General features: G+C 68.4%; 11 protein-coding genes and 1 pseudogene. 4 read left to right on the forward strand and 8 right to left on the reverse strand.

What is annotated here, in order from left to right; all coding sequences use genetic code 11:
• From AC6LJ9_RS28890 to AC6LJ9_RS28900, 3 genes and pseudogenes are all read left to right on the forward strand, one after another.
• Window positions 1-459 (forward strand): annotated as a pseudogene (locus AC6LJ9_RS28890) (hypothetical protein); the annotation flags it as partial.
• A gap of 1 nt (window position 460) precedes the next feature.
• The gene (locus tag AC6LJ9_RS28895) at window positions 461-2,020 is read left to right on the forward strand and encodes a TolC family protein (protein ID WP_498150230.1); all 1,560 of its coding nucleotides are present in this window, start codon (window positions 461-463) and stop codon (window positions 2,018-2,020) included.
• A gap of 91 nt (window positions 2,021-2,111) precedes the next feature.
• Entirely contained in the window at window positions 2,112-3,338 is a 1,227-nt protein-coding gene (locus AC6LJ9_RS28900; protein WP_498150221.1) for an MFS transporter, read from the forward strand.
• A 49-nt stretch (window positions 3,339-3,387) separates the two neighbouring features.
• Here the strand turns inward: AC6LJ9_RS28900 and AC6LJ9_RS28905 are convergent, their stop codons facing one another.
• From AC6LJ9_RS28905 to AC6LJ9_RS28940, 8 genes are all read right to left on the reverse strand, one after another.
• Window positions 3,388-4,704, reverse strand: coding sequence for an NAD(P)/FAD-dependent oxidoreductase (locus tag AC6LJ9_RS28905; RefSeq protein ID WP_498150222.1), 1,317 nt, complete (start codon window positions 4,702-4,704; stop codon window positions 3,388-3,390).
• A 55-nt stretch (window positions 4,705-4,759) separates the two neighbouring features.
• Window positions 4,760-5,563 carry an ABC transporter ATP-binding protein gene (locus AC6LJ9_RS28910; protein ID WP_498150223.1) on the reverse strand — a complete coding sequence of 268 codons (804 nt, stop codon included), beginning with the start codon at window positions 5,561-5,563 and terminating at the stop codon, window positions 4,760-4,762.
• The gene (locus AC6LJ9_RS28915; protein WP_498140583.1) at window positions 5,551-6,321 is read right to left on the reverse strand and encodes an ABC transporter permease; all 771 of its coding nucleotides are present in this window, start codon (window positions 6,319-6,321) and stop codon (window positions 5,551-5,553) included. Before AC6LJ9_RS28915 ends, AC6LJ9_RS28910 begins: the two co-directional genes overlap by 13 nt.
• 71 nt (window positions 6,322-6,392) lie before the next feature.
• Entirely contained in the window at window positions 6,393-7,394 is a 1,002-nt protein-coding gene (locus AC6LJ9_RS28920; RefSeq protein WP_498150224.1) for an aliphatic sulfonate ABC transporter substrate-binding protein, read from the reverse strand.
• A gap of 240 nt (window positions 7,395-7,634) precedes the next feature.
• The gene (locus tag AC6LJ9_RS28925; protein ID WP_498150225.1) at window positions 7,635-8,606 is read right to left on the reverse strand and encodes a LysR family transcriptional regulator; all 972 of its coding nucleotides are present in this window, start codon (window positions 8,604-8,606) and stop codon (window positions 7,635-7,637) included.
• A 235-nt stretch (window positions 8,607-8,841) separates the two neighbouring features.
• The gene (locus AC6LJ9_RS28930; protein WP_498150226.1) at window positions 8,842-9,156 is read right to left on the reverse strand and encodes a helix-turn-helix domain-containing protein; all 315 of its coding nucleotides are present in this window, start codon (window positions 9,154-9,156) and stop codon (window positions 8,842-8,844) included.
• Window positions 9,153-9,491 (reverse strand): toxin, encoded by a 339-nt coding sequence (locus AC6LJ9_RS28935; protein ID WP_498150227.1) that lies wholly within the window; start codon window positions 9,489-9,491, stop codon window positions 9,153-9,155. Before AC6LJ9_RS28935 ends, AC6LJ9_RS28930 begins: the two co-directional genes overlap by 4 nt.
• 473 nt (window positions 9,492-9,964) lie before the next feature.
• Window positions 9,965-11,023, reverse strand: coding sequence for a YwqG family protein (locus AC6LJ9_RS28940; RefSeq protein ID WP_498150228.1), 1,059 nt, complete (start codon window positions 11,021-11,023; stop codon window positions 9,965-9,967).
• A gap of 425 nt (window positions 11,024-11,448) precedes the next feature.
• Here AC6LJ9_RS28940 and AC6LJ9_RS28945 point away from each other — a divergent pair, with 425 nt between their 5' ends.
• The gene (locus AC6LJ9_RS28945) at window positions 11,449-12,342 is read left to right on the forward strand and encodes a hypothetical protein (protein WP_498150229.1); all 894 of its coding nucleotides are present in this window, start codon (window positions 11,449-11,451) and stop codon (window positions 12,340-12,342) included.
• Window positions 12,343-12,371 lie beyond the last annotated feature (29 nt).

Here is a 12,371-nt window from a genome sequence, read left to right on the forward strand (position 1 = left end):
TTTTGTTTTTTTTTTTCAAAGCAAAAGACGCATTCCGAATTCCCATGTTGCGTCCGGTGGGCTGGGAATTGTGTAAAAGAGCCGGGCCATGCCCGGGCCGCCGAGGCGCGGGCCGCCGGCCGCGCCGCGCAGCGTCGGCTGTCGCTGACCGCCTATGAACCCGCGTGGCTGCGGCCGCCGCAAGCCTGGCAGGATGCCCGCCGCGATACGCTGGCCGCGCTGTCCGCCACGGCCGCGCCGCTGGTCCTGGCCGCCGGCCGCGCGCCGGGCGATGCCGCGCTGCTGGCGCGCATCGACGGCGCGGGCCTGGCCAGCCCGCCATCGCCCCCCATGCCGGCCGCGCAGGGCGACGCGGCGCTGCCCGCCTTGCTCCAGCTGATGGACGCCCGGGCCGCGCGCGCCGTCGCCGGCCCGTCCACCGAACCCACCCAGGAAGCCCCGGCCCATGCCCCTGCCTAAGATGCCGAGCCTGTCCGTCCGCCCATCCTGGCCGATCCTGCTGCCGCGCCTGTCCTGGCCGGCCCTGCTGTTGAGCCTGGCCGGTTGCGCCACCTCGTCGCTGGACCTGGCCCCGCCGCGAGCCGACCGGCCCTGGACGCCGCCCGTCGACGCCAGCGGCGCCATCGTCTCCGGCCCGGCCCGGCCCGACAGCCCCGACGCGCGCTACGTGCTGCCGGCCAACGCCGCCGCCGGCACGGTGCCGCAAGACAACGCCATCGATCCCAGCCACGAATATTCGCTGGCGGAACTGATCGACCTGGCGCAATCGTCCAACCCGCGCACCCGCATCGCCTGGAACGCGGCGCGCAACGCCGCGCTGGCCACCGGCATGGTCAAGAGCGTCTACCTGCCGCAGCTGGCCGCCACCGCCATGACGGGTTGGCGCCACAGCAGCGGCTCCAGCAACATCGGCCTGGGCGAATCGTCCAGCAACAGCAGCACGCACGGCACCGTGGGCGTGCTCTCGCTGCAATGGCTGCTGTTCGACTTCGGCGGCCGGCAGGCGCGCGTGCAGGCCGCCGAACAGGCCACCATCGCCGGCAACGTCGCCCTGACCGCCGTGCACCAGCAGCTGGTCCAGGAGGTCAGCGTCGCCTATCACGGCTATATCGCGGCGCGCGCGCGCACCGTCAACGCGCGCCAGGGCCTGGTCAACGCCAGCACCCTGCTGGATGCCGCCAACGCGCGCTACCGGCAGGGTCAGGGCACCGTGGTCGAGGTGGCGCAGGCGACCCAGAACCGCGAACAGGCCCGGCTGGCCACCGTCACCGCCGACGGCGCCGAGCAGGACGCCTATCTGGCCCTGATCACCGCCATGGGCATCTCGCCGCTGGCGCAGCCGCGCATCGCCGCGTTGCCCGATCACGCGCTGTCGCCCGCGCTGGCGCAGCCGGTCGAACAGATCATCACCGACGCGCTGGCGCGCCGGCCCGACGTGCTGGCCGCCTATGCGGCCGAGCAGGCCGAACAGGCCAAGGCGCGCGCGGCGGACTCGGACTTCCTGCCCAAAGTCTTCCTGTCCGCGTCGACCTCGCACACCTCGGGGCGCTCGTCCATCACCGCCGTGCCCGCCATCGGCCAGCAGGCCGGCACCGTCAACCTGGACGGCAGCCGTTCCGGCTCCAGCGTCTTCCTGGGCGTGACGCTGCCGCTGTACGACGGCGGCCTGCGCGCGGCGGCGCGGATGCAGGCGCGCAACAACGCCGCCAGCGCCGGCGAACGCCTGACGCGCGCCAAACAGGACGCCACGCGCCAGATCGTCGCCGCCCGCAATGCGCTGCGCTCGGGCATCGCCGCGAACGAAGCCGCCGTCGCGCTGCTGAAAGCCGCGCGCGTCACCTACGATGCCGCGTCCGCCGCCTATCGCAACGGCGTGGGCTCGCTGACCGACGCCACGCTGGCGCAGAGCCAGATGCTGGTCGCGCAGAACGCCTACGCCGACAGCATCGCCAATGCGCGCTCGGCGGCGGCGGTGCTGGCGGTGGCGACGGGCAGGGTGTCGCTGCTGGACGAACGCTAGGAAGGCGCGGCCGCTGGTCCGCCCCCTTTAGCTCGCCGTCAGCCCGCCGCGCCTAGAATCGGAAGCTTTCGCCCGCGCCGCGCGACCCGCCATGCCCGCCCCAGACACCTCCGGTCCCAGTCCGTTAGGACGCCCCGCCTTCCTGCATTTCCTCTTCGCGCGCGTGAGCGCGTCGCTGGCCTTCCAGATCGTCTCGGTCGCCGTGGGCTGGCAGATCTACGAACTGTCCGGCAGCGCCCTGGACCTGGGCCTGATCGGGCTGGCGCAGTTCCTGCCGATGGCGGCGCTGACGCTGGTGGTGGGCCACGTGGCCGACCGATACGACCGCCGCAAGGTCGTGGCCATCTGCATGGCGGTGGAAGTGCTGGCCACGCTGATGCTGGCGGTGGCCGCGCTGCACGGTCTGGGCGGCAAGCCGCTGATCTACGCCACGCTCATCATCATGAGCTCGGCGCGCGCCTTCGAGGCGCCCACGCTGTCCACGCTGATCCCCGCCGTGGTGCCGCGCGAATGGCTGCCGCGCGCCACCGCCCTGTCCTCGTCGGGCGGGCAGATCGCCCAGATCGCCGGGCCGGCGCTGGGCGGCGTGGGCTACGGCCTGGGCGCGGGCTGGATCTATTGCGTGGCCGCAGCCTTGTACCTGACCGGCTTCGCCGCCGTCGCCAGCATGAAGATCGAACGGGCGCTGCCGCGCCGCGAGCCGACCACCTGGCACACGCTGTTCGCCGGCATCACCTTCATCTTCCAGCGCCGGCTGCTGCTGGGCACGCTGTCGCTGGACCTGTTCGCCGTGCTGCTGGGCGGCGCCGTCGCGCTGCTGCCCATCTACGCCAAGGACATCCTGCAGGCCGGCCCCTGGGCGCTGGGCGCGCTGCGCGCCGCGCCCGCCTGCGGCGCCATGCTGATGTCGCTGACCCTGGCGCGGCTGAGCCTGGGCAACCAGGTCGGCCGCCTGCTGTTCAGCGCGCTGATGGTGTTCGGACTGGCCACCACCGTGTTCGGGCTGTCCACCTCCATCCCGCTGTCGATCGCCGCGCTGGTGGTGCTGGGCGCGGCCGACGCCGTCAGCGTGGTGCTGCGCTCGTCGCTGGTGCAGCTGAACACGCCCGACCACATGCTGGGCCGCGTCAGCGCCGTGAACACGCTGTTCATCAGCGCGTCCAACCAGCTCGGCGAATTCGAGTCCGGCGTGATGGCCGCGCTGGTCGGCGCGGTGCCGGCCGTGGTGATCGGCGGACTGGGCACCGTGGCGGTGGCCGGGTTGTGGATGTGGTGGTTCCCGGAGCTGCGCAAGCTGCGCACGCTGGTTCCGGCATGAACGCCGGGTCGGGCTGGCCAGGTATCGCCTGATTGACCCCGTTACACCCCTACTTCTCCAACCCCGCCTTCCTCACCTGACACGCAATCGCCGTCAGCACCCCGATGCGCCGCAGCGGATCGGGCGGCAGCCAGTTCGGTTTCTCCAGGGCTTCCAGATCATCCAGCATGGCGCTGCGCTGGCCGGCGATGCGCTCGGCCAGCAGGCGGCCGTGGATCGTGCCCTTGATGACGCCCGCGCCGTTGCAGCCAACGGCGGCGTACAGCCCGGGCCGGACCTCGCCGACGAAGGAGGCGCCGTTGCCGGTCAGGGCTGTGGAACCGCTCCACACGTACTCGAAATCATGCCCGGCCAGCTGCGGATAGCGGCGCTGGAACGACGCGCGCAGCTGTCCGGCCATGCGTTCCAGCGGCTGCTCGGCCTCGTAGGAATAGGCGCTGCGCACCATGAACCTGCCGCCACGGATGCGGCGCAGCGTGGTGCCCAGGCGGTTGGCGGGGATGACGCCCCACTGGTCGCGCTGGCCCAGCAGCGCCTGCTGCGCCGCGTCCAACACCGGCGTCACGCCCGCGTAGGTGTAGATGGTGACCAGCCGGCTGCGCAGGAAACCCAGCCGGCGCGCGAAGGCGTTGTTGGCCAGGATCACGTTGTCGGCGCTGAACTGGCCGTTGCGCGTGCGCACGATGTAGGGACCGCCGCCACCCACCGATTCGACTGGATTGTTCTCCATCAGCCAGACGTTGTCCGGCAGCGTGTCGGCCAATCCGCGAATCAGCGCGGCGGGCTGCACGAAGACGTTGTTCATCGAGTGATAGCCGAACTGATAGTAGTCCGTGCCCAGCTGCTCGCGCATCGCGTCGCGGTCCAGCTCGGTGTACGCCACGCCCCAATCCCGATACTGAGCCAGCGACGCGCGCAGGTTCCGGCTGCCCCCCTCGGTGGCGGCGGCATGGTACTTGCCGGCCAGGTCCCAGCCGCAATCGAAGCCGCCCTGCTGCGACAGCTGCGCCAGCCAGTCCAGCCCGGCCTGGTACATGGCGATCTGCTTGCGCGCGACCTGCAGCGGACTATGGTGCCCGCTCATGCGCGTGTTGTGCGGCAGGTTGATCAGGAAGCCCGAGTTACGCCCGGCCGAGCCTTCGCCGGCGCTGCTGGCGTCCAGCACCAGGATGGGTTCCTGCGGCTGCAATTCAGCCAGCCGGCGCGCGGCCGCCAGGCCGGTGTAGCCGGCGCCGATGACCACATGCTTGAAGCGCGATTGCGGCGGCGCGGCCACGCGCGGCGCGCGCGCCGGCAGCATGGCGTTCCAGCCCGAGCCGCTTTGGTAGTGGGGAAAAGTCCGCGATTGCCCTGAGGGGTGAGACATGATGATGGGTTCAGTGTTGCGGTTGGAATATCGTTCGCCGGCGCCGCCGCGCGCCTCATTGATCGGCGCGCGCCTGCAGGCTGCGCATGACTTCGTTCTGCACGATGCCCCAGATCTGCGACTTCAGCTCGATGTAGCGCGGCGACAGCTGCACATCGGCATTGCGCGGAAAGGGCAGGTCGTTGGGAATATCGCAAGCCACGCGGCCGGGCCGCGCACTCATGATGACCATGCGATTGGACAACAGCAGCGCCTCGTCGATGGAGTGCGTGATGAAGATGATGGTCTTGCCGCTGCGCTCGTAGATGCGCGTCAGCTCTTCCTGCAGCACCTGGCGCGTCATCGCGTCCAGCGCCGCGAAGGGCTCGTCCAGCAGGATCACGTCGGGATCGTTGGCCAGCACCCGCGCGATGGACACGCGCTGGCGCATGCCGCCGGACAGTGCCTTGGGATAGGCGTCCTCGAAGCCCTTCAGGCCCACCATCTCGATGAACTGCTGCGCGGTGGCGCGGCGCTCGGCGGCCGGCACGCCCTTGAGCTTCAGGCCGAAGGCCACGTTCTCGGCCACCGTCAGCCAGGGAAACAGCGCGTACTGCTGGAACACCATGCCGCAATGCGGATCCACGTCGCGCACCTCGCGGCCATTGACCACGATGCGGCCGGCGCTGGGCTGCTCGAAGCCGGTGATCAGGTTCAGCAGCGTGGACTTGCCGCAGCCCGAGGCGCCCAGCACCACCAGGAACTCGCCGCGCTTGACCTCCAGGTCCACGCCTTGCAGCGCATGGAAGGAACCGAAGGACTTGGAGATGCCTTCGAGCGAGATCATCGTGTCGTTTGCCATCGTATTCACCGCGACCATGCCAGCACCCTGTTTTCGATGACGCGGAACACCACGTCGGTGATCAGCACCGTGACGCTGATGAGCGCCATGCCCAGCACCACCGTGTCGGTCTGGAAGAACTCCTTGCCGTTCATGATCAGGAAGCCCAGCCCTTCCTTCGCCGCCACCAGCTCGGCGGAGATCACGCAGGTCCAGGACAGCCCCAGGATCACCTTGAAGCCGCTGAATATCTGCGGCAGGCTGGCCGGCAGGATCACCATGCGCATCACCTGCGGCCCGCTCGCGCCCAGGTTGCGCGCGGCGCGGATCAGCAGCGGATCGATGTTGCGCGTGGCCTCGATCACATACAGCAGCGCGGGCGCGAAGGTACCCATGAAGACGATGCTGTACTTCTGCGTCTCGGTGATGCCGAACCACAGCAGCGACAGCGGAATCCAGCTCATCGACGGCAGCGGCCGCAGGAAGGACAGGATCGGATCGAAGGCCGCGCGGGCGCGCCGCGACGTGCCCAGGAAAATGCCCAGCGGGATCGCCAGCGCGGTGGCGGCGGCGAAACCCACCATCACGCGGCGCGCGGACGCCAGGATGTGGGACATCAGGGAACCCTGTTCCCACATGCCCGCCATGCGGGCGTAGACGGAAGAGGGCGGAGGCAGGAACAGCGGGTCCACCCATTGCAGGCGGCACGCGGCCTCCCAGAACAGCAGCAGCGCGATCACGGACACGCTGCTGATCAGCATCAGGTCCGGACGCCGCTGGCGAGTCGGGGCGTTCATCATTCAATTCATTCCAGGCGTTGAAGGTTCAAATGCGCGAACAACGCGGCGCCAGGCCGGCGCCGCGCGTCCTACAGATAGGCCGGGTCGATCCACTCGCGCACCGACGGCGCCTTGTCGATCTGGCCGTAGCGCACCATCATCTCGGCCAGCTTCTGCAGGCCGTCGATGTACTTGCCGCCCGGATCCAGCAAACCGCGCTGGTCCGCCGCGCCGTACCAGTCGGCGCCCTTCACCATCGCCAGCTGATCCGCCGGCGCCAGCTTGGTCAGCTCCACCAGCGCGGCCACGGCGCTGTCCGGCTGCGCGCGCAGCTGCTCATTGGCGCGGAAATACGCCTTCAGGAAACGCTTCACCGCGTCCGGGTTTTTCTCCAGGAAGGCGCGGCGCGCCACCAGCACGTCCGGCCCCGGCGTCACGCCGTAGTCGCGGTAGAGCGAGAACTGCGTGTCATCCGCCAGCACGCGCGCGCCCGGCATGGCGCTGGTGGCGTTGAACTGCGGCGTCCAGGCCGCCGCCGCGTCGATCTGGCCGGACTGGAACGCGGCCGGCATTTCCGGCGCGGGCACGTTCAGCACGGTCACGTCCTTGTCCGCCTTCAACCCGGCCTGATCCAGCAGGTTCAGCACCAGCAGATGCGCGCTGGACGCGAAGGTCACGCCGACCTTCTTGCCCTTCAAATCAGCCAAGGTCTTGACGCCATCGCGCACGATCAGCCCTTCCACGCGGCCGAAATTCTCCGGCACGCCGATGATGGCGAAGTGCTTCGACCCGCGCGCCATCACCGCCAGCGCCGCCGGCGCGGCCGTGACCGCCATGTCGATGTTGCCCGACAGCAGGGCGCTGACGCGCGCCGACGTGGTGCCGAACGATTCCCAGCCCACGTCCAGCCCCTCGGCCTTGAAATAGCCGGCCTGGATGGCCAGCCAGGCCGGGTAATGGCCCAGCCACGCCGAGCCGCCGTAGCGCACCGCCTGCGCGCCCGCGGCCCAGGCGCGGCCGGCCAGCGGCAAGGACAGCGCCGCCGCCCCCAGCGCCGCGCCCTGGATGAATCTCCGTCTTGTCTCCTGCATGTCCTTCTCCCTTTGCGTTGTTATGGTCTGGCCGCCCCAAGGCTGACGACGGTCCCGCGGGGGCAGCGTGCGCACCTCGGGCGCGCGACGCGGGGACCGCCTTGATTTGCCGATTTCACCCACCGCGATACGCGTCCTCGGAATCGCGCGGAGCCGGCTTTGCCGGGCTGCGGCGATGCCCCTTTGAGAGGGGCCGCCCAGATGGGCGGCACGCGGCGCTTCAGGGATGGGCACTGCCTTTCAACACAAGCGCATCTGCCGTCCCAGCCACGGCAGCCGCGCGTTGATTTGCGGAAAAATCTCCGTTTCCAGCGCGGTTCGGCTGTACTGCCAGAACGCGTCCGCCATCTCCTCGAACTCGCCCTGGCGCGACACCTGGTGCAGCGTGCGCGCCAGGCCCGGCCCCGGCAGCGGCAGCACCGCCACCTGGTCCAGCCACGAACGCCCCTGCAGCAGGCACAGCGGCGTGGTCAGCGCCCAACCCAGGTTGGCCGCGATCATCGCCATCACCACGTCGCTGGTATCGATCTCCAGGAACGGCGGCGCGGTCACGTTGGCGCGGCGCATATGGCGCTCGATCATGGCGCCGAAATGCGAGCGGCGGCTAAAGCGGATGAACGGCGCCGCCTGCGCCAGTTGCCGCAGATCCATGCGCGCGAATTCGTCCGCGCGCGCCGTCGGCGCCACCAGCACGAAGGGCTCGTACAGGATCGCGCGGCGCGCCAATCCATCCACATCCTCCAGCGCGTCCGTGGTGACGATGATGTCCACCTGCCGGTTCAGCAGCGCCTGCGCATGGCCGTAAGCCAGCCCCGACCACACCAGCACCTGGCTCGCGCTCTGCGTCAGCCGCTTGACGATGGCCGGCCCGGTCGTGGCCGCGAAGGAATCGATCATGCCGATGCGGATCGCCGGCCGGTTCATCAGGTCGGCCTCGCGCACCTGCGCGATCAGCCGGTCCACGTCATCGACGATCTGCCGCGACTGCCGCTGCAGCGTCACGCCCGCCGGCGTCAGCCGGTACGGCCGACGCGAACGGTCCAGCACGCGCATGCCCAGCGTGGCCTCGATCTGCGAAATCGTCTGCGACACCGCCGACTGCGTCACGCCCAGCGCCTCGGCCGCCGCTGACAGGCTGTCGGCGCTGGCCACCGCCGCGAAAATACGCAGCATGCGGATATCGAGTCCGGAATCGTTTTTCAGCGCGCCCATGGTGTCTCCTATGAGAAATGCTAAGAATGCCGACCTGCAGGGTCAAAAATATCGGCTTGTTTAAGCAAATCTAATAGTTGGCATTAGGGTGTGTGAAGTGGGCGGATGGCGGAGTGACCGCGAGCCCGTGGGAAAAAAATGGGGGAATTTGCCGACGCCCGCAGGCTCGCGGGCTGGCCTTGGCCGTTGAACCGCGCGTGTTCAGGCCGGGGAAAACCAGGCGATCAACGACGGGTCACACCGCCGCCAGCCGCTCGACCGTGTCGGGGAATTTTTCGACCAGGCGGATCAGCAGCGCGGCCTGGGCATTCGGCTTGGCGCGGCCCTGTTCCCAGTTTTCTAGCGTGCGGGGATTGGTGCGCAGATAACGGGCGAACACCTGCCGCGACAGATGCAGGCGCTCGCGCAAGGCGAGCAATTCCTCGGCGGTCACGTCCGGCGCGGGCTTGAGCTCCACCTCGTGCGTGCGCAGCGTGTGCTTGCCCGCACGCGCGTTCGACATCGCGTCGAAGCCTTCGGCGATCTCCGAGTACAGGTTGCGCTTCTTCATCGTCTGGCCTCCAGTTCGGCATGCAGCATGCGCCTGAGCGCATGCCTGTCGGCCGCGCTCAGATCGGCGGCCTCGTCTTTGTCGTACAGCGTGAACAGCCAGAATTGCAAACCGCCGTCCCACCAGTAGTAGATCACCCGCAAGCCGCCGCGCTTGCCCTTGCCTCGGCGCGCATCGCCGTAGCGCAGCTTGCGCAGCCCGCCAGTGCCTTCGATCAGGTCACCGGCATCGGGCCGCAGCATCATGGTGTCCTGCAAGCCGCGAAAACCATCATCGTCGAGGTAACGGGACCGATGACGCAGAAACGCGGGCAACTCGATGAACAAGGCCTTCATGGCATGCACGTATCAAATATACGTAAATAACGTATAGATATCAACCAGCGACATATAGCGCACTGTCTGAAAATCACTGGGACTTTCCCGGCTACGGGACCAGCTGACACGTGGAAACGCGTCCAGCCAGGCAAGGATTCTGGCCAGGCTCGCCTCAGGCGTCATGTTTGCAATGCCAGACGGATAAACAGGGCCATCGCTCGCGATATCGGCATCATCAGGGACTGCGCCGACATGGGATGCACAAGATCAAGGACTAGCGATTCAAGCCGCGAGGGCCTGTTGCCGTTGCTGCATGAAACAGGCCGAAATGGCGTGTGTGCCATCAGAAGGGAGGATCCTTCGCCCGGCTAGGCATTGCAAAGCGAGCGCTCTGCGCGCGCAAAGGCGTTGCGCGGAAACCCTCTCAAGGACTTTTCATCAGATGGCAGATTTTCAGCAGACGCTGAAAACCCGCCGATCACTGAAACGCGTCAATCGCACTGATACGTCAACCGCGCCCGATCAAACCGGCGCGCGGCGATATCCTCTTCACGCATCGTCACATAGTAGGCGCCCGGCTGCGGAATGCCTGCATTCGGATCCGCGCCGATCTGCAGCAGCAGCCGCCACTCATGCGCGGACGCCATCAACTTGCGCGCCTGCTCGGTCTGCCAGACCTCGCTGGTGCCGCAGTACAGGCCGTTCGCGACCAGCTGGCAGGTTTCCTGCATGCCGCTCTGTATCGTCTGCGGAAAGCCGCCCAGCTGGTGGTTGTCGCGGTCTTCACTGTCCGGCGTGCCGAACTGTTCCAGCCAGTCTTCGTAGGCGTCGCAGCTTTCTTCGTCGTCCAGATCGAAGGCGTCCCAGGACGCGTCGTCGGTCTGGATCGGCGTGTAGACGGTCTGGGCCGAGGCCGGCGCCGCGCGGAACACGCAGGTCCATTCCTCATCGGAGATCGACGACAGCGCTTCCGGCACCGGCGCGCGCACCAGCGCGGCCGCCGGCGTGGCGTCCCACAACACGCGCCAACCCACCGAGGCGGCGGGCGAGAAACTCTCGGCCTGTTCCAGGAAGTCGTAGAACACCAGCAGCCGGCCTTCGTTCGGCAGCGCGGCGTCGAAACCCGCATGCGTCGACAGCTCGGCCAGATTGAACTGGCCCAGGAAGGACAGCGGGAACTCCATTTCCACCGCGTCCGCGCGCCGCCGGTATTCCTCGCTGAACAGCTTGCCCTGGGCGGGCGTCATCCACGAACCCTTCTTCTTCGAATCCGCCAGCGTGCGGTCCGCATTCTGGCGATGCCCCTGCGCGCGCTGCGCCGCATCGGGATAGGCAGGCCGCGTCGGCCAGGCCATGCCCGGCGGCAGATCAGGGCTGCCGCCGATCTTGGTCGCTCCCAGGGGAATCGCGTCCTCGTCGGCGGCGGAGGTGGCCAGCACCAGCGCCGGACGCGCTTGCGCGACCAGGTGGGCGACGACGGTCTCGGGCAGCTCGGTCTCGGCGAGCGACTGGCGCAGGGCGTCCAGGCTTGCGGGGAATCGAGTAGGCATGTCCAGCGGATCCTCCGAGGTGGCTCGCATGCCGTAGCGGCATCATGCCGCCGGACAAGGCGCTGCGCGAATCACTCAACCATCGCGAAAAAACCAGACAAGACAAGCTGCACACGCCACATCCCCGCGACCGGCTTCGAGTGTGAAGCCGCCATTCTACGGCGGCGCCGTGACCGGGCTCTCCCGCTTGTCCCGTGCCGGACCCGACCGCCGCCGCCAGGACGCCGGCGCGCCAACGCGCTATAACTGGCCGCTGTCCCCATTGCAGACGGACACAATTGGCAAATGGTTGTCCGACGCGAAGCGCGACGGCTCATTAAGATGGCGTCGCATATCACGGCATGCCGTGGCGGAGCCGACACCGGCGTCATGAACCCGCCCGCCGCGTGCCTCTCAACGCAGGCCCAAGAGCAGATCTTCCATCCATGAAAACCATACGGAAAGCCCGCCTCACCCCCCGCGCCGCCCTGCTGCGCACGACGATGGCGGGCCTGGCCGCGTCGGCCCTGGCCGCCGCCTTCAGTCCGGCCGCGCAGGCGCTGGAACCCGCCAGCGGGGCCAAGCAGCAGGCCGCCGCCGTCACGCCGCCCGACGTGCGCACCGTGATGCACACGATCTACCAGGTCGACGGCCAGGGCAAGGATTCGTATGAAGTCGCCAACGGCAGCGTCGCCACCTATTGGTACGGCCACGCCTTCGAGCTGAACGGCACGCGCTACTTCACCGGTTTCACCTGGGACACCCGCGAGCGCTACGGCAAGCCCGGCGAGGACGACGCCGGCCCCGACATCCAGGTCAACCTGGCCGAAGCCACATACACGCTGACCGGCTCCACGCCCGACAAGCCCTGGCAGTTTCGCGGCATGACCAACACCATCGGCAACTTCGGCGCCTACGAAAAGCCCGAGTTCGTCGACCCCAAGCGCAAGCCCGTCGAATACCGCACGCCCGCCGGCAAGCTGGTGCTGGCCGTGCCCACCGACGGCTTCGACAACGGCACCAGCTTCACCGGCTACGCGCTGTTCGTCTTCAACCCCGGACCGCGTGACGAGCTCAAGGACAAGGTCTGGACCTACGTGGGCAGCGTCAACACCGGCAGCGACAACAGCGCGGCCTGCGCCGACGGCGACGTCATGCCCTGCGTCAGCAGCCAGGGCGAACTGAGCTTCGCCGCGCACGGCGGCAGCGACATGCCCCGCATCAGCGTCAAGGTCAGCGGCACCACCATCACCGGCCCGGGCAAGACCCGCCAGCTCGGCGCGGCCGACACCGTCACCTACCACTACGACGCGGCCGGCAAGAAGTACGCCAGCCAGTAAGCGGCATCGCCGGCGCGGCCGCTCAAGGC

This window comes from Achromobacter sp. 1011811831 (assembly GCF_059760905.1).

Coding starts and splice junctions, on each gene's coding strand:
- AC6LJ9_RS28895 (WP_498150230.1), top strand. CDS start 461: ATGCCGAGCCTGTCCGTCCGCCCATCCTGGCCGATCCTGCTGCCGCGC.
- AC6LJ9_RS28900 (WP_498150221.1), top strand. CDS start 2,112: ATGCCCGCCCCAGACACCTCCGGTCCCAGTCCGTTAGGACGCCCCGCC.
- AC6LJ9_RS28905 (WP_498150222.1), bottom strand. CDS start 4,704: ATGTCTCACCCCTCAGGGCAATCGCGGACTTTTCCCCACTACCAAAGC.
- AC6LJ9_RS28910 (WP_498150223.1), bottom strand. CDS start 5,563: ATGGTCGCGGTGAATACGATGGCAAACGACACGATGATCTCGCTCGAA.
- AC6LJ9_RS28915 (WP_498140583.1), bottom strand. CDS start 6,321: ATGAACGCCCCGACTCGCCAGCGGCGTCCGGACCTGATGCTGATCAGC.
- AC6LJ9_RS28920 (WP_498150224.1), bottom strand. CDS start 7,394: ATGCAGGAGACAAGACGGAGATTCATCCAGGGCGCGGCGCTGGGGGCG.
- AC6LJ9_RS28925 (WP_498150225.1), bottom strand. CDS start 8,606: ATGGGCGCGCTGAAAAACGATTCCGGACTCGATATCCGCATGCTGCGT.
- AC6LJ9_RS28930 (WP_498150226.1), bottom strand. CDS start 9,156: ATGAAGAAGCGCAACCTGTACTCGGAGATCGCCGAAGGCTTCGACGCG.
- AC6LJ9_RS28935 (WP_498150227.1), bottom strand. CDS start 9,491: ATGAAGGCCTTGTTCATCGAGTTGCCCGCGTTTCTGCGTCATCGGTCC.
- AC6LJ9_RS28940 (WP_498150228.1), bottom strand. CDS start 11,023: ATGCCTACTCGATTCCCCGCAAGCCTGGACGCCCTGCGCCAGTCGCTC.
- AC6LJ9_RS28945 (WP_498150229.1), top strand. CDS start 11,449: ATGAAAACCATACGGAAAGCCCGCCTCACCCCCCGCGCCGCCCTGCTG.